Source organism: Kurthia senegalensis (genome assembly GCF_000285595.1).
GTDB classification, from domain to species: domain Bacteria; phylum Bacillota; class Bacilli; order Bacillales_A; family Planococcaceae; genus Kurthia; species Kurthia senegalensis.
Genome location: NZ_HE611064.1, coordinates 557449 through 575769, shown reverse-complemented (window position 1 = coordinate 575769; position 18321 = coordinate 557449). Strand labels below are relative to the sequence as shown.

Below are 18321 nucleotides of genomic sequence, written 5' to 3'. Positions count from 1 at the left end.
GACAAAGGAGAGATAGTATGCCATTAACACCACTCGATATACATAATAAAGAGTTTGATCGTGCATTTCGTGGATATAACGAGGATCAAGTTAATGAATTCATGGAGCAAGTAATGAAAGACATGGATCTCGTTATGAAGGACAAAGCAGATTTAGAAGCACGCTTATCTGCTACTCATGAACAATTGAATCATTACAGTGCTCTTGAAGAAACATTGCAAAAGTCAATCGTTGTTGCGCAAGAAGCTGCTGAAGAAGTGCGCCGCAACTCTCAAAAAGAAGCGAAGTTAATCGTGACAGAAGCAGAAAAAGATGCGGACCGAATTGTCAATGAGGCACTTGCTAAAGCACGTACAGTAGCTCTTGAAATTGAAGAATTGAAAAAGCATTCCAAAGTGTTCCGTAATCGTTTCAAAATGATCGTCGAAGCACAACTTGATTTAATTGAATCAGACGACTGGGATCACTTAATGGAATATGAAATTAAAGTACCAGACGTAGATGACTTGGATGCTATTGAATTACCAGAAGAAGAATAATCACTTGACGTTCCACGAGCAATTTTCTATAATTGCAACATATGATATGAAAAGCAACGATAGAGACAGTACGTTTTTATTTGTGGATTAGCGATTCGAGGACGGTGAAAGCTCGAACGAACAATAAAAGCCGAAGATCACTCTTGAGCTAGATCGCTGAACGGAATTTAGTAAGCAATCTCGTCACCACCGCGTTAAGGTGTACTTAAGTGGCATAGCGAACTGTAGCTATGCAATTAGGGTGGTACCGCGAGTTAACTTCTCCTCGTCCCTTTTATGGGATGAGGAGTTTTTTTATGGATTAATATTTAGGAGGAATTACAATGGCTGAGTATAAAAAAACGTTATTAATGCCAAAAACAGATTTCCCAATGCGCGGAAATCTTCCAAACATGGAACCGAAAATGCAAGAAAAATGGGCTGAAATGGACATTAATGCAAAAGTGTTAGAACGTACGAAAGATCGTACACCATTCGTTTTACACGATGGACCTCCTTACGCAAATGGTGATATCCATATGGGTCACGCTTTAAATAAAGTATTAAAAGATATGATTAACCGTCATCGTTCAATGACAGGTTACTACGTACCATACGTTCCAGGGTGGGATACACACGGTCTTCCAATCGAACAAGCATTAACGAACAAAGGACATGACCGTAAAAAAATGTCGATTGCGGATTTCCGTGAACTTTGTAAAGAATATGCTTTAGATCAAGTAAATAACCAACGTGAACAATTTAAGCGTATCGGTATTCGTGCTGATTGGGAAAATCCATACATCACATTAAACCCAGAATTCGAAGCACGTCAAATTGGCGTATTTGGCGATATGGCGAAAAAAGGTTATATTTTTAAAGGGTTAAAACCCGTTTATTGGTCTCCATCTTCTGAATCAGCTTTAGCTGAAGCAGAAATCGAGTACAAAGACATTAAATCACCTTCAATCTTCGTTGCTTTCAAAGTAGAAGATGGGAAAGGGGTATTAAATAACGATGAAGAACTTGTTATTTGGACAACTACACCTTGGACAATGCCAGCCAACTTAGGGATTTCTGTAAACCCTGAATTCACGTATGTCGTTGCGAAAGTAGCGGATCGTAAATTCGTCGTTGCGAAAGAATTATTAAACACAGTGGCAGAGAAAAATGGTTGGGAAGATGTTCAAATCGACCGTGAAATCAACGGTGCTTCTTTAGAAAATATTACAGCGAAACACCCATTATTTGATCGTACATCACTTGTGATGCTTGGCGATCACGTAACACTTGAAGCAGGTACTGGTTGTGTTCATACAGCTCCTGGACACGGGGAAGATGACTATCAAGTTGGTAAACGTTACGGCTTAGAAATTCTTTCAGTTGTCGATAACCGCGGTATATTAACAGAAGCTGCAGGCGAGTTTGCAGGTATGTTCTACGATAAAGCGAACAAACCAATCTGTGAAAAATTAGAAGAAGTTGGCGCATTATTAAGCTTAACATTCTTCGAACACTCATACCCACATGACTGGCGTACGAAAAAACCAGTTATTTTCCGTGCAACACCACAATGGTTTGCATCAATTGAAAAATTCCGTCCAGCATTGTTACAAGCAATCCGCGATACGAACTTCACACCTGAATGGGGCGAAACACGCTTATTCAACATGATCCGTGACCGTGGTGACTGGTGTATTTCTCGTCAACGTGCATGGGGTGTTCCAATTCCTGTGTTCTACGCTGAAAACGGCGAAAGCATCATCACAGAAGAAACAATTGCACACGTTCAAGATTTATTCCGTGAAAACGGTTCAAATATTTGGTTCCAAAAAACAGCGAAAGAATTATTACCAGAAGGTTTCACACACCCAGGTTCTCCAAATGGTGAATTTACTAAAGAGAACGACATCATGGACGTTTGGTTCGACTCTGGCTCGTCTCACCAAGGTGTATTAGCAGAGCGCGGTATGAACTACCCAGCAGACCTTTACTTAGAAGGTTCTGACCAATATCGTGGTTGGTTCAACTCTTCATTAATCACTTCTGTCGCTACGAACGGTCATGCACCGTACAAAGGCTTACTATCTCACGGCTTCGTGTTAGATGGTGACGGTCGTAAAATGTCTAAATCACTAGGTAACATCATCGCACCAGCGAAAATCATGCAACAATACGGTGCAGATATTCTTCGCATGTGGGTTGCTTCAGTTGATTACACAGCAGATGTGCGTATCTCAATGGATATGTTAAAACAAGTTTCAGAAATGTACCGTAAAGTGCGTAACACGCTTAAATTCGTACACGGGAACTTAGCTGATTTCAATTACGAAACAGATTATGTGAAATATGAAGATTTACGTGAAGTAGATCAATACATGTACATGCAACTTCAAAAATTAGTTCAAACTGTGCGCACTGCATACGATAATTATGAATTTGCAACAGTGTATAAAGCAATTAATAACTTTATCGCAACAGAATTAAGCTCATTCTACTTAGACATTGCGAAAGATGTTGTTTACGTAGAAGCACCAAACAATCACGCACGTCGCGCTATGCAATCTGTATTATTCGATACATTAAATGCATTAGTGAAATTATTAGCACCAATCATTCCTCATACAGCAGATGAAATCTTCGGCTATATGGCTTGGACAACAGAAGAATCTGTACAATTAACAGATATGCCAGACGCTGTTGAAAAAGATAACTACGAAGCATTAACTGCGAAATGGGCGAAAATCATGACTGTACGTAACGTCGTTCTAAAATCTTTAGAAGAATCACGTGCAGCGAAAGTAATTGGTAAATCTTTAGAAGCGAGAGCAACCGTTTATGCAGATGCAGAAACGAAAGCTATTCTTTCTGAAGAAGCAATTGACTTCTCACAACTGATGATCGTATCTGAATTTGTTGTCGGCGATCTTGCTGACGCAACACCAGAATGTGTTAAAACAGAAACAGTTGCTGTAGCGGTTGTGAAAGCAGAAGGCGAAAAATGTGATCGTTGTTGGACAGTTGATCCAACAGTTGGACACAATGCTAACCACCCAGATTTATGTGAACGCTGTGCAACAGTCGTTGAAGAAAACTTTGCGGATGTAGATCTAGAAACTAAATAAATAGAAGCAATTGATGAGGACAGGAATAAATAATCTTTTCTCATAAAAAAAGAGCCGCTCTTTGCGTAAGCAAGGGCGGTTCTTTGTGTAAAAAGGTGATGCGTATTCGCAAAATGATACGCGCGAAATAGAATGAACTGTAATCTTTTTCGTATTTATGATAAAATTATCGTTCGGATACAATTATTTTAAAATAGTAGGATAAAGGTAAACGGGGGAACTGTTGTGTATAAATATTATGGTATTGCTCTCTTTGTCATCATTATTGACCAATTAACAAAATGGGGCGTTGTGAAAAATATGGACAAAGGACAAGAAATTGTCATTTGGGATCCGATTTTTTCATTGTATTCACACCGAAACCAAGGTGCTGCTTGGGGCATGATGCAAGGGAAGTTTGGCTTATTTACAATAATTACAATTGTCGTGATCGTAGCGATTATTTATTATTTCCATAAAGAAGGTAAAGGGAAACCATTATTTCAAACGAGTTTAATGCTGCTATTAGGTGGTGCAATCGGAAACTTTATTGACCGTCTATTACGCGGAGAAGTGGTCGATTTTGCGAGCTTTTGGATTCCAGTCATTAACTATGATTTCCCGATTTTCAACATTGCAGATATGGCACTGACATTTGGTGTCATCACAATGATCATTTACGTATTATTTTACGAAGGAAAAGCAGGAAAGGTGAAGAAGTAACTTATGGCAGATACAATCAAATTCGTTGCTACTGCAGAAGTAGCTGGCAACCGCATTGATAAAGCAATCGCAACAATGCAAACAGAATGGTCACGTACACAAATCCAAGGGTTCGTTGAAGGTGGACATGTTTCAGTTAATAAAGAAGTAGTCGCTAAAAAATACAAAGTAAAAGTGGAGGACGTTATTTTAGTAACACCTCCAGAACCAGAGCCGTTAGAAATTTTAGCGGAAGACTTACAATTAGAAATCGTTTATGAAGATGAAGATGTACTTGTCGTAAACAAACCAAAAGGCATGGTCGTACACCCTGCGCCAGGACATGCAACAGGTACACTTGTGAACGGTTTAATGTTCCATTGTAACGATTTATCAGGCATTAATGGTGTCGTACGTCCAGGTATCGTACACCGTATCGATAAAGATACATCAGGCTTATTAATGGTTGCGAAAAATGATGCAGCCCATGAGAGTCTCGTACAACAATTAGTAGATAAAACGGTAACACGTCGCTACACAGCGCTTGTTCATGGGCATATTCCACATGATAAAGGAACAATTGACGCACCAATTGGTCGTAATACGAAAGATCGTCAAAAAATGGCTGTCGTAGATAATGGTAAACATGCTGTGACGCATTTCTACGTGACAGATCGTTTTGGCGTAGACTATACGTTAATCGAATGTCGTTTAGAAACAGGTCGTACGCACCAAATTCGTGTGCATATGAACTACATTGGTTATCCACTAGTTGGGGATCCAAAATATGGACCAAGAAAAACGATGGATATTGGCGGTCAAGCATTGCATGCCGGTATTTTAGGTTTCGTACACCCACGTACGAAAGAATATCTTGAGTTTTCTGCACCAATTCCTGCTGAGTATGCAGCGTTATTAGCTGATTTACGCAGTCATTACGAAAAATAATCAAAAAATCCGTTGACACTTTATGTCTTACGGTCTATACTGATGTCAGTGAAAATCTTAATATTCACCTTTTAAAGACAGTCCAGAGAGGCTGAAAAGGGATGCGAAGAATGTGGGATTGCTGTATGCGTACAGTTTATTTGACATATCTATCAGTATACCTATACAACCTCTTGGGCAAACGCTCAAGAGGTTTTTTTATGCACAAACGGAACGTTTAAAACAAGGAAGGAGGAAATGAAAATGGTTGAAAAAAAAGCAGACATTTTAGATGAAGCAGCAATTAACCGAGCGTTAACTCGAATTGCACATGAAATTATCGAGCGCAACGAAGGAATCGATAACGTCATCTTAGTCGGTATTAAAACACGAGGGGCTTACTTAGCAAGCCGCTTATCACAAAAAATCAATACGATTGAAAAGAAAGAAGTTCGCTCAGGTGAATTAGACATTTCTCTTTACCGTGATGATTTATCAATGAAAACGGATAACGGTGAAGCACTCGTTCAACAAGTAGATATTACAGAAGATGTTACGAATCAAACGGTCGTACTTGTCGATGACGTACTTTACACAGGACGAACAGTTCGCGCAGCAATGGACGCTGTCATGGACATCGGACGTCCAGCACAAATCCAATTAGCGGTTCTCGTAGATAGAGGACATCGTGAATTGCCCGTACGAGCAGACTTCGTCGGAAAAAACATTCCGACAGCTCGACACGAACGAATCGTCGTTCATATGGTAGAAGTAGACGACCAAGATAGCGTCGCAATTTACGAATAGGTATTCAATATTGGAGGAAATGAAGAAATGTCAAACAACACTGTTCTCGATATAAATGAAAAGCCTTCGGGCGGTCAATTAATCACGTTAAGTTTACAACATATGTTCGCCATGCTTGGCTCAACAATTTTAGTACCAACACTTACACACTTATCACCAGCGATTGCGCTACTAACGAGTGGGATTGCGACACTGTTTTTCTTACTCATTACACGCTTCCAAGTACCCGCATACTTAGGCTCATCTTTCGCTTTTATCGCGCCGATGATGGTTGCAACAAAAGCTGCAGACGGTCCTGGTGGTGCAATGATCGGGGCGATGGCAGTCGGTATTGTGTACGGTATCGTTTCCTTACTCATTTGGAAAACAGGGTACAAATGGATTTTACGTATTTTACCACCAATCGTCGTAGCACCTGTCATTATGGTCATTGGTTTAGCGCTTGCGACAACGGCTGTTAATATGTCAATGTACGAAACGCTACAAGATAATACACAAGTGTATCACGCATCTTACTTCGTGATTGCACTGATTACATTAGCAGCAGCAATCGTCGTTAATAACTTCGTAAAAGGTGTTATTAGTACGATGCCAATCTTGATCGGTCTAATCGTTGGGTACATCGCAGCGTTGATTTCAGATCAAATTGCGGGTACAAACTTTATCGACTTTACATCGGTAACGGAAGCAGCTTTGATTGCTGCACCGGACTTCTTAATCGTCGGAATTGACTACGACTTTAAAGTGACAGCGCCTATCTTACTCGCAATGGTACCGATTGTCATCGTGACGATTTCAGAGCATATTGGACATCAACTCGTTTTAGGGAAAGTCGTTAACCGTAACTTTATTAAAAATCCGGGCTTGAATCGCTCATTACTCGGTGATGGTTTCGGTACGTTACTCTCAGCTTTCATCGGGGGTCCACCGAAAACGACATACGGTGAAAACATTGGTGTACTCGTACTAACGCGTGTGTTTAGCGTCTGGGTAATCGGTGGTGCGGCAGTATTCGCAGTACTACTATCGTTCTCAGGTAAATTAATGGCACTTGTCAGTACGATTCCAACACCAGTACTTGGTGGCGTATCCATCTTATTATTCGGGATCATCGCATCAAGTGGTTTACGTATGTTAGTAGAAAATAAAATTGATTTTGATCATAAACGTAATCTCGTGATTGCATCGGTCATCTTAATACTAGGAATCGGTGGCGGTAAGTTATTATGGCACAACGCATTCGGTATTCAAGATAATGACTTTGCGATTGAAGGTATGGCATTAGCGGCAATCGTCGGTGTGTTATTAAACATCATCTTACCGGGGAAAGCACAGCCAGACATTGAGTTGTTAGCAGACGAACAAAAAGAACAAGAACAGCATAACTAAATAGTACGACCTTTTAATAGATGCCCAGAGAGGCTCAGAAGGGTGAACATACAGCGACTTATTAGTGAGAACACTAATAATAACTGTAAGATCCTTCCTCCGCCTCCTTATATTTCTAAGGAGGCTTTTTTAATCGATATGATTCGAAAGCGTAAGCTAAAAAAATGGAGGTTTTCATACGATGAAAAATTTACGATCAATTGAAGAAGTTTCAAACGAAGAAATTTATACAATTTTAAAAAGAGCTGGCGAGTTCGAAGAGGGAGCACCATCACAACTAGAAAAAGACTACTTAGTCGCAAACTTATTTTTTGAACCGAGCACGCGGACGAAGACGAGTTTTGAAACAGCAGAACGTAAAGTCGGAGCGACCGTTATTCCTTTTGAAGCAGGCTTCTCGAGCACGCTAAAAGGTGAAACATTGTATGATACGGTGAAAACTTTAGAGATGATCGGTATGGATGCTGTCGTCATTCGACATAAGACAGATGCTTATTATGATGAGCTACTTGAAGGAATTAACGTAGCTGTCATTAATGCAGGAGATGGAGCAGGTCAACATCCTTCTCAATGTCTACTCGATTTATTCACAATATTCAAAGAGTTCGGGAAGTTCGAAGGAGTGAACGTGACGATTGTCGGCGACGTATCTCATAGTCGTGTCGCAAAATCAGATGCGGAAGCATTAACGAGATTAGGTGCGAACGTTCGAATACTTTGCCCAAGTGAGTGGCAAGGTGATTTTGAAAATACATATCAAGATTGGGAGGAACTTCTTGAAACGAGTGATGTCGTCATGCTACTTCGTGTGCAACACGAGCGTGATGCCGCATTCGAAGGGTTTACGAAAGAAGGGTATCATGAACAATTTGGTTTGACAGTCGAGCGTGAGCGCCGAATGAAAAAAGATGCCATCATCATGCACCCAGCCCCAATCAACCGCGGAGTAGAAATTGATTCAAGTTTAGTCGAGTGTGAACGCTCTCGCATCTTTAACCAAGTTCGTAACGGTGTTTTCATACGAATGGCCATTGTAGAATCGATCTTAAAGGAGAGAAAAGGATAATGACAAAGTTATTGACGAACATTCAATTAGTAGATGAAGCAGGACAACTAACAGCAGGTGAAATTTTCATTGCGAATGACGGTACGATTGCAGAAGTTGGACAAAATATTTCAACGAAAGCAGATGAAGTAATTGACGGACGCGGGTGCATCGCTTCTCCAGGTTTTGTGGACGTACATGTACACTTACGCGAACCAGGATTTGAACATAAAGAAACAATTGAAACGGGAACGGCTTCAGCAGCTAAAGGTGGATTCACAACAATTTGTGCCATGCCTAATACGAAACCTGTACCTGATTCGGTTGAAAATTTGCAACTAATCAACAAACTGATTGAAAAGAGCGCTAAAGTTCGCGTCTTACCATATGGTTCTCTAACGGTTGCACAATCAGGCGATGCACGTACGGATATGAAAGCATTGAAAGAAAACGGCGCGGTTGCTTTTTCAGACGATGGCGTTGGTGTACAACTTGCCTCAACGATGTTCGAACAAATGAAAGATGCGGCAGCATTAGACGTTACAGTCGTAGCGCACTGTGAAGATAACTCACTTATTTATGACGGGGTGATGCACGAAGGAACGCGAAATCATGAACTCGGTTTACCTGGTATTCCATCTGTTTGTGAGTCGGTTCAAATTGCGCGTGACGTCTTACTTGCAGAAGCGGCTGGTGCTCACTATCACGTATGTCACGTATCGACGAAAGAATCGGTACGCGCTGTACGCGATGCGAAAAAAGCGGGCATCCGCGTGACTGCAGAAGTTTGTCCTCACCATTTAATCTTAGAAGAGATGGATATTCCTTCAGACGATGCAAACTGGAAAATGAATCCGCCATTACGTGCGAAAGATGACTGGGAAGCATTACATGAAGGGCTACTAGATGGCACAATTGATTGTATCGCAACGGACCATGCACCTCATACGCATGAAGAAAAATGCTGTGGCATGGTCGGTGCACCGTTTGGCATTGTCGGTTTCGAAACGGCATTTCCATTACTGTACACACAATTTGTGAAGACAGGTAAATGGACACTTCGTCAATTGATCGACTGGATGACTGTGAAACCTGCGCAACTATTCAAATTGCCATACGGTACGTTAAATATCGGCGAATCAGCAGATATCGTACTCATCGATTTAGAACATGAACAAACAGTTGATGTCGAACATTTCGAATCAAAGGGGAAAAACACACCATTTAACGGCTGGAAAGCTTACGGATGGCCACAAAAAACAATTTACAACGGTAAGATTGTATGGGAGGAAGCATAATGACAACGAGAAAACTCATTTTAGAAACAGGGGAAGTATTTGAAGGGCAAGCATTCGGTAGCGATAAAGGTTCTGACGGTGAAGTTGTATTTACAACGGGGATGACAGGATACCAAGAAACATTATCAGATCCATCATTTTGCGGTCAAATTGTAACGATGACTTATCCACTAATCGGGAACTACGGGATTAACCGTGACGATTTCGAAACGATTTCACCAGCGATTAAAGGATTCGTCGTACATGAGCTTGCGAAAACACCATCGAATTTCCGAAATGAAGGCACAGTAGATGATTATTTCAAAATGAAAGACATTCCAGGAATCGAAGGCATCGATACACGTAAACTGACACGTCTTATTCGTAACGAAGGATCTGTAAAAGGATACTTAACTGCGACGAATGAAGAAGTGAATGTGGAAGAAGTAATCGAACGCTTGAAAAGCACAACATTTCCAATAAACCAAGTAGAACAAGTATCAACGAAAAGTGCTTATCCATCACCAGGACGTGGGCAACGAGTTGTACTGATGGACTTCGGTATGAAACACGGTATTTTACGCGAATTAAACAACCGTGATTGTGATGTTGTCGTCGTTCCTTACAATACGACAGTAGAAGAAATTTTAGCTTATAAACCAGATGGCATTATGTTATCAAATGGACCTGGGGATCCATTAGACGTACCGGAAGCAATTGAAACGGTTAAAAATTTAATCGGAAAAGTGCCATTATTCGGTATTTGCTTAGGACATCAACTATTTGCACTAGCGAGTGGTGCACAAACATTCAAATTAAAATTCGGACACCGCGGTGCGAACCACCCAGTGAAAGATTTACGTACAGATCGTACAGAATTAACGTCTCAAAACCACGGGTACGCAGTCGATATGGATTCATTAGCAGCGACAGATTTAGAAGTAACACACGTTGCATTAAATGATGGAACATGTGAAGGATTACGCCACAAAACAGCACCAGCCTTCACTGTACAATATCACCCAGAAGCATCACCTGGTCCGGAAGATCCGAACCACTTATTCGACGAATTTATTGAGTTAATGAAGAACAATACTAGAGAGGAGCAACAACAACATGCCTAAACGCCAAGATATCAAATCCATTTTAGTAATCGGTTCAGGTCCAATCATTATCGGACAAGCCGCAGAATTCGACTACGCAGGTACACAAGCCTGCCTTTCACTTAAAGAGGAAGGGTACCGCGTTATTCTAATTAACTCAAACCCAGCAACGATTATGACAGATACACAAATCGCTGACAAAGTGTACATTGAACCAATTAGCCTTGAGTTCGTCTCACGTATTATTCGTAAAGAACGTCCAGATGCCATTTTACCAACATTAGGTGGTCAAACAGGTTTAAATATGGCGATTGAATTACACAACTCAGGCATTTTAGATGAGATGAACGTTGAAATTTTAGGAACGAAACTAGACGCGATCAACCAAGCAGAAGACCGTGATTTATTCCGTAACTTAATGTACGAACTAGACGTTCCTACACCAGAATCAGAAATTGTTCATACAGTAGAAGAAGCGGAAGCTTTCGTGAAAAAAATCGGTTATCCAATTATCGTTCGCCCTGCCTTTACATTAGGTGGTACTGGCGGTGGTATTTGTGAAAACGATCAAGAACTGCATGAAATTGTGACGTCTGGTTTGAAATATTCTCCAGTGACGCAATGTTTAGTCGAAAAATCAATTGCAGGTTATAAAGAAATCGAATACGAAGTAATGCGTGATTCAAAAGACAATGCCATTGTCGTATGTAATATGGAAAATGTGGATCCAGTCGGCATTCACACAGGCGATTCAATCGTTGTAGCCCCTTCTCAAACGTTATCAGATCGTGAATACCATATGCTACGTAACGTATCACTTAAAATTATCCGCGCATTAGGCATTGAAGGTGGATGTAACGTACAGTTAGCACTTGACCCAAATAGCTTCAACTACTACATTATCGAAGTAAACCCTCGTGTATCACGTTCATCTGCGCTTGCTTCTAAAGCAACAGGTTATCCAATCGCAAAATTAGCAGCTAAAATCGCTGTCGGTTTAACGCTTGATGAAATGATTAACCCTGTAACAGGCAAAACATACGCTTGTTTCGAACCAGCGCTTGACTACATCGTAGCGAAAATTCCACGTTGGCCTTTCGATAAATTCGAAGGAGCAAAACGTAATTTAGGTACGCAAATGAAAGCAACAGGTGAAGTAATGGCAATCGGTCGCAACTTTGAAGAAGCGATGTTAAAAGCGGTACGTTCACTTGAAACAGGTCATAAACATATCGAAATGAAACATGCCGAAGACTTAACAGATGAATGGATTAAAAAACGTGTCACAAAAGCAGGCGATGAACGTTTATTCTTCCTAGGTGAAGCACTTCGCCGCGGCGTGACAATCGAAGAAATTCATGAATGGTCAAAAATCGACTTGTTCTTCTTAAATAAATTCAAAAACATCATTGATTACGAAACGACATTAAAAGAAAACGTACGCGACGTTGCAGTTCTTCGCTACGCGAAAAAAATTGGTTTCGCCGATGAAACAATCGGTAAACTATGGGGCATGAACGAAAGTGACGTATACGACTTCCGTAAAGAAAACGGCATTATTCCCGTTTACAAAATGGTTGATACGTGTGCCGCAGAATTCGAATCAGAAACACCTTACTTCTACGGTACGTACGGCGATGAAAATGAATCGATTAAAACGGACCGTGAATCCGTGATCGTACTTGGCTCTGGTCCAATCCGTATCGGTCAAGGGGTAGAGTTTGACTACGCAACCGTTCACTCTGTATGGGCAATCCAAGAAGCAGGGTACGAAGCAATCATCGTTAACTCAAATCCAGAAACAGTTTCTACTGACTTCTCCATCTCAGACAAACTGTACTTCGAACCATTAACGATTGAAGACGTGATGCACATCATCGACTTAGAGCAACCGAAAGGCGTTGTCGTTCAATTCGGTGGTCAAACAGCCATCAACTTAGCAGATCAATTAGAAGCACGCGGCGTGAAAATTTTAGGAACATCATTAGATTCAATCGACCTTGCAGAATCTCGTGACCGCTTCGAAGCAGCACTTCACGAATTAGACATTCCACAACCATTAGGCAAAACGGCTACGAATACAGAAGACGCAGTGAAAATTGCTGAATCAATTGGTTATCCAGTACTTGTTCGTCCTTCATACGTACTCGGTGGACGTGCGATGCAAATTGTTTATAGCACAGAAGAAATTAAACATTATATGGCGACAGCGGTAGAAGCTTCTCCAGAAAAACCGGTATTAATTGACCGTTACTTAACAGGGAAAGAAATTGAAGTCGATGCTATTTGCGACGGTACAAATGTATGCATTCCAGGGATTATGGAACATATCGAACGCGCAGGGGTTCACTCAGGTGACTCGATCGCTGTATATCCGCCACAAAACTTATCTCAAAAACATATCGATACGTTAGTCGATTATACGACGCGTCTAGCACTTGGCTTAGGCATTAAAGGATTAATGAATATCCAATACGTCATCTCAAACGATGAAGTATACGTTATCGAAGTGAACCCACGTGCATCACGTACAGTGCCATTCTTAAGTAAAATTACGAATATCCCAATGGCGAACGTTGCAACGAAAGCAATTCTTGGAACGTCGATTATTGACCAAGGATTCCCAACAGGCTTAGCGCCAATTCAAGAAGGTGTTTACGTGAAAGTACCGGTATTCAGCTTTGCGAAATTACGCCGAGTAGATACGACATTAGGACCTGAAATGAAATCAACAGGGGAAGTAATGGGGAAAGACTGTACGCTTGAAAAAGCATTGTACAAAGGTTTCGTAGCAGCTGGAACGAAAATTGAAGATCACGGTTCAGTACTAATGACCGTATCAGATAAAGATAAAGCGGAAGCGACAGAACTTGCGAAACGTTTCGTTGAAATTGGTTACTCTATTTTAGCAACACCAGGAACAGCGAAAGCGTTAGAGGCAGCCGGTATTTCATCAACAGTCGTTGATAAAATCGGCTCAAACGGTCCGACATTATTAGATGTCATTCAAAATGGTGATGCACAGTTAATTATTAATACGTTAACGAAAGGGCAACAACCAGCACGTGATGGATTCCGAATTCGTCGTGAAGCAGTAGAAAACGGTATCGCTTGCTTAACTTCACTTGATACAGCAGATGCGATTTTAAAAGTCATCGAGTCAATGACATTTACTGCAATGCCAATGCCAAAAGCGAAAGTGGAGGTAAACATGTAATGATTCAACAAGAAAAAATGAAAGTAGTGCGTCAACAACTAGTCGCAAATCATATTTATGAGTTAACGCTAGAGGGCAGTTTAACTCAACAAATGAACCAACCGGGACAATTCGTACATTTACGTGTAGCGGATAGTTACGAACCAACACTTCGTCGTCCGATTTCTATTGCGAATATTGATCAAGAAGCAGGTCAGTTTACGATGTTATATCGTGCTGGTGGACGTGGTACGGACGTTCTTTCTTTGAAACGAGCAGGTGACGAAGTCGATGTACTTGGTCCGTTAGGAAATGGATTCCCTGTTGAAGAAACAGCTCCCGAAGAGACCGCTTTATTAATCGGTGGTGGGATTGGTGTACCGCCGCTACATGAATTATCAAAACGTTTAAATGCACGAGGCGTTAAGACGATTCACGTATTAGGATTCCGTTCTGAGAAGGACGTCTTTTACGAAGAAGCATTTAATAAACTAGGTGAAACGTATATCGTGACGGAAGACGGTTCAAGTGGGCATCAAGGTTTCGTAACGACGTTAATCGAAGAAAAGAAACTAGCATTCGATACGTTTTATACGTGTGGACCAACGCCGATGCTTCGTGCAATCGACCATCTTTTTGAAGGAAAAAAAGGGTTCTTATCATTCGAAGAACGTATGGGCTGTGGAATTGGAGCATGTTACGCATGCGTATGTGATACGACCGATGGCGGCTACAAAAAAGTATGTTCAGATGGACCTGTTTTCCCGAAAGGAGTTGTTGCACTGTGAACCCATTAGAAGTTAAATTACCAGGCGTCACGTTGAAAAATCCAATTATGCCAGCATCTGGCTGTTTTGGGTTCGGTCAAGAGTACGCAAACTTGTATGATTTATCTAAACTAGGAGCCATTATGATTAAGGCGACGACCCCGGAAATGCGTCGAGGAAACCCGACACCGCGTGTAGCGGAAACGTCTTCGGGTATGTTGAATGCAATCGGCTTACAAAATCCAGGTTTAGAACATGTTTTAGCACACGAGTTACCTTTTTTAGAAAAATACGATGTGCCGATTATCGCGAATGTGGCAGGTTCTGCAGCAGAAGATTATGTAGAAGTAGCGAAAGCAATTAGTCAAGCATCGAACGTTTATGCATTAGAATTAAACATTTCATGTCCGAACGTAAAACACGGAGGCATTCAGTTTGGAACAGATCCAGACGTTGCGGAACAACTCGTACGTAGTGTGAAAGCTGTTTCGAGCGTACCTGTTTATGTGAAACTGTCACCGAATGTGACGAGCATCGTAGAGATGGCAAAAGCAGTCGAACGTGGGGGTGCTGATGCGATTACGATGATTAATACGTTAGTAGGTATGCGCCTAGACGAACGAACAGGGAAACCAATTATTGCGAATGTCACAGGTGGTTTATCAGGTCCCGCTGTGAAACCTGTCGCCCTTCGTATGGTATATGAAGTGTACAAAGCGGTGAACATTCCGATAATCGGTATGGGCGGAGTTGCGACGGTAGAAGATGTTATCGACTTCTTATCTGTCGGAGCAACGGCAGTCGCAGTAGGAACGGCGAACTTCGTCGATCCCTTCGTTTGTCCGAATATTATTGAACAATTACCTGCTAAATTACAACAACTAGGCGTTTCACACGTAGACGAATTAGTCGGAAGGAGCCATCGATAAGATGAATACGAAGCCAATTATTGCACTAGATTTTCCAACACCTGAAGATGTCGCAACATTTTTAGGGAAGTTTGATGAACCTCTATTCGTAAAAGTAGGGATGGAACTGTATTTACAAAACGGTCCGTCGATTATTCGCACGATTAAAGAAGCGGGTCATGACATCTTTTTAGATTTGAAATTGCACGATATTCCGAATACGGTAAAATCGGCAATGAAGGGCTTAGCAAAGTTAGATATTGATCTTATTAACGTACATGCAGCAGGTGGTCGCGCGATGATGGCGGCTGCATTAGAAGGCTTACAAGAAGGTACGCAAGAAGGGAAGAAACGTCCAGCATTAATCGCTGTGACGCAACTAACGTCGACGACTGAAGAACAAATGAATGTTGAACAGCAAATTCCTGGGACGATTCAACAAGGCGTCGTTCATTATGCGAAATTAGCGCAGCAAGCAGGGCTTGATGGCGTCGTTTGTTCTGTACATGAAGCGAAGATGATTGAAGAAGCGTGCGGAAAAGACTTTTTAAAAGTGACGCCGGGTATTCGATTAGCAGGTGGTGCAACACATGATCAAAAACGTGTCGCAACACCACAAGTTGCACGTATAGAAGGTTCGACACAAATTGTCGTAGGACGTGCGATTACACAAGCAGAAAATCCAGTCGAAGCATATCATACAGTGAAGCAATTATGGGAGGGCAACTAAGATGGCAATTCAACATGAAGTAGCAAAAGGAATGTTAGAAGTAGGGGCAGTAGAATTAAGTCCGAAACAATTATTTACGTGGGCTTCAGGTATTCAATCACCTATTTACTGTGACACACGCTTAACGATCTCATTTCCGAAAGTACGTAAAGTAATCGCGCAAGGATTAGCGGATTTAATCGAAGAAAAATTCCCAGGTACAGAAGTCGTAGCAGGTACAGCGACAGCAGGTATTCCACATGCAGCGTGGGTAGCCGATCTTTTAGACTTAGCAATGGTATACGTTCGTTCTAAACCGAAAGATCACGGTCGTGGTAAACAGACGGAAGGGAAGTTTGCAGAAGGTGCCAAAACAGTCGTAATTGAAGACATCGTTTCGACAGGTGGTTCATCTATTAATGCCGTTGAAGCGTTAGAGCGTGAAGGAGCAAATGTCCTCGGCGTCGTTTCGGTCTACTCATACTTATTACCGAAAGCGCTTGAGAATTTTGAAAAAGCAGGCGTGCCTTATTATAGTCTATCTAATTTTGAAGCATTAATTGAAGCGGCTAAAGAAACAGCTGCCATTGAAGAAGCGGATATCCCGGGTTTATTAACGTGGTATGAAGATTTAAAAGCAGATAAATTAAAATAAATCGTTTTCTAAATGATGGGCACATGCAGCGATGCGTGCGTCTATCATTTTTTTGTGCAAATATTTGCAAAAAACTTAAAATATGATAAAACATAGTAAATAACTAGGTTTTAACGGAGGCTTACAGCATGGCAGCATTTGAAATAGATTCAAATTTATCAATCGATCGTGTCGTCATTAAGGTCATTGACTTAGAACGTCAAACGGCTTTTTATGAACGCGTCGTTGGGTTACATATCGTTGAAAAAACGACATCTTATACGACCTTTTCAGCAGGAGCGGAAGAACCTGTTTTTTTTGAACTACGCAAAGAAGCAGAGAAAATGCAGCCTTCTCTATGTACAGGCTTATTTCATACCGCATTTTTACTTCCTTCTCGCGAATCGTTCGCAACGAAATTTTTTGACATCCTACGCAATAAAGAAACGGTAGATAGCCCGTTAGAACAAGAAAATCGCTTTCCACATTTTGAACGAATTATTCCAATCGCAAAATTGGATAGTGCGAGTGATCATGGGTATAGTGAAGCTTTTTACTTGTCAGATATTGAAGGGAATGGCATTGAAATTTATGCGGATCGTCCGAGAGATGAGTGGGACAAACATCCCGGTGGTAGCAACCCATTGGATTTTAAACAATTAGCGCCGTTAGCTGATTTTGATACGGACGGAAAATTACCGGCTGGCACGACGATTGGACATGTGCATTTACGCATTGATCAATTTGAAGAAACGCTTGCTTTTTATGTAGACGTACTAGGTTTTAATATGCAGGAAGTTTACGATGATGTCTTTTTCGTTGGAGCGGGAGGCTACCATCATCATATCGCAGGGAATACGTGGTGTGGTGAACATGTTGCGACACCAATTGCACGCCATAGTGGACTAAAAGAAGTGCAAATTCGTTTATCGAATAAAATTGCCTTTGATGATTTTAAAAATCATATGAAACAACATATTGCCTTTCAAGATTTAGATACGAAAGTCGTCGTAGAAGATCCGAGCAAAAATAAACTCGTCTTTACGTATTAATCGCTAAAAATCACGTTCGATTCAACTTATTTTCGTTGAATCGAACGTGATTTTTTTATAAAGGATGAAATTTTAACTATCTTTAATTTATTTTGAACGAGACACTAGAACTTTTCGCTTCATTAAATGGTCATTTTCGCCATTTTGTGTGGTTTTAAAAATAGTTATTGGGGAAAACTGACA

At 41.1% G+C, this 18321-nt stretch carries 15 protein-coding genes and 1 other annotated feature; all 15 genes read left to right on the top strand.

The features are described from left to right. Positions 1–17: 17 nt before the first annotated feature. The 15 genes from KSHG_RS03185 (at position 18) to KSHG_RS03115 (ending at position 18138) form a co-directional block, all read left to right on the top strand. Positions 18–539 (top strand): DivIVA domain-containing protein, encoded by a 522-nt coding sequence (locus KSHG_RS03185; RefSeq protein WP_010301724.1) that lies wholly within the window; start codon positions 18–20, stop codon positions 537–539. Between the two features lie 47 nt (positions 540–586). Next, positions 587–815, top strand: a binding site (T-box leader). A gap of 47 nt (positions 816–862) precedes the next feature. Continuing rightward, entirely contained in the window at positions 863–3643 is a 2781-nt protein-coding gene (gene ileS, locus KSHG_RS03180; protein ID WP_010301722.1) for an isoleucine--tRNA ligase, read from the top strand. A 225-nt stretch (positions 3644–3868) separates the two neighbouring features. Beyond that, complete coding sequence (gene lspA / locus KSHG_RS03175) at positions 3869–4345, top strand: signal peptidase II (RefSeq protein WP_010301719.1); 477 nt, start codon at positions 3869–3871, stop codon at positions 4343–4345. A gap of 3 nt (positions 4346–4348) precedes the next feature. Beyond that, positions 4349–5272 (top strand): RluA family pseudouridine synthase, encoded by a 924-nt coding sequence (locus KSHG_RS03170; RefSeq protein WP_010301716.1) that lies wholly within the window; start codon positions 4349–4351, stop codon positions 5270–5272. Between the two features lie 243 nt (positions 5273–5515). Beyond that, complete coding sequence (gene pyrR, locus KSHG_RS03165) at positions 5516–6058, top strand: bifunctional pyr operon transcriptional regulator/uracil phosphoribosyltransferase PyrR (RefSeq protein WP_010301714.1); 543 nt, start codon at positions 5516–5518, stop codon at positions 6056–6058. 27 nt (positions 6059–6085) lie between these two features. After that, positions 6086–7447, top strand: a complete 1362-nt coding sequence (locus tag KSHG_RS03160; protein ID WP_010301710.1) for a uracil-xanthine permease family protein — start codon at positions 6086–6088, stop codon at positions 7445–7447. Between the two features lie 181 nt (positions 7448–7628). Beyond that, a complete protein-coding gene (locus tag KSHG_RS03155) occupies positions 7629–8513 on the top strand; it encodes an aspartate carbamoyltransferase catalytic subunit (protein WP_010301707.1) in 885 nt (294 codons plus the stop codon). Next, the gene (locus tag KSHG_RS03150; protein ID WP_010301705.1) at positions 8513–9790 is read left to right on the top strand and encodes a dihydroorotase; all 1278 of its coding nucleotides are present in this window, start codon (positions 8513–8515) and stop codon (positions 9788–9790) included. The genes KSHG_RS03155 and KSHG_RS03150 overlap by 1 nt, the downstream gene beginning before the upstream one ends. Further along, entirely contained in the window at positions 9790–10893 is a 1104-nt protein-coding gene (locus tag KSHG_RS03145) for a carbamoyl phosphate synthase small subunit (RefSeq protein ID WP_010301703.1), read from the top strand. Before KSHG_RS03150 ends, KSHG_RS03145 begins: the two co-directional genes overlap by 1 nt. After that, positions 10886–14089: a carbamoyl-phosphate synthase large subunit gene (gene carB, locus KSHG_RS03140; RefSeq protein WP_010301702.1), complete on the top strand. Its 3204-nt coding sequence runs from the start codon at positions 10886–10888 to the stop codon at positions 14087–14089. Before KSHG_RS03145 ends, carB begins: the two co-directional genes overlap by 8 nt. After that, the gene (locus tag KSHG_RS03135; RefSeq protein ID WP_010301699.1) at positions 14089–14856 is read left to right on the top strand and encodes a dihydroorotate dehydrogenase electron transfer subunit; all 768 of its coding nucleotides are present in this window, start codon (positions 14089–14091) and stop codon (positions 14854–14856) included. Before carB ends, KSHG_RS03135 begins: the two co-directional genes overlap by 1 nt. Beyond that, entirely contained in the window at positions 14853–15764 is a 912-nt protein-coding gene (locus KSHG_RS03130; RefSeq protein WP_010301696.1) for a dihydroorotate dehydrogenase, read from the top strand. The genes KSHG_RS03135 and KSHG_RS03130 overlap by 4 nt, the downstream gene beginning before the upstream one ends. Position 15765: 1 nt before the next feature. Continuing rightward, positions 15766–16473, top strand: a complete 708-nt coding sequence (gene pyrF / locus KSHG_RS03125) for an orotidine-5'-phosphate decarboxylase (protein WP_010301692.1) — start codon at positions 15766–15768, stop codon at positions 16471–16473. Between the two features lies 1 nt (position 16474). Continuing rightward, positions 16475–17107: an orotate phosphoribosyltransferase gene (gene pyrE / locus KSHG_RS03120; protein ID WP_010301689.1), complete on the top strand. Its 633-nt coding sequence runs from the start codon at positions 16475–16477 to the stop codon at positions 17105–17107. A 128-nt stretch (positions 17108–17235) separates the two neighbouring features. Beyond that, positions 17236–18138 (top strand): VOC family protein, encoded by a 903-nt coding sequence (locus KSHG_RS03115; RefSeq protein WP_010301686.1) that lies wholly within the window; start codon positions 17236–17238, stop codon positions 18136–18138. Positions 18139–18321 lie beyond the last annotated feature (183 nt).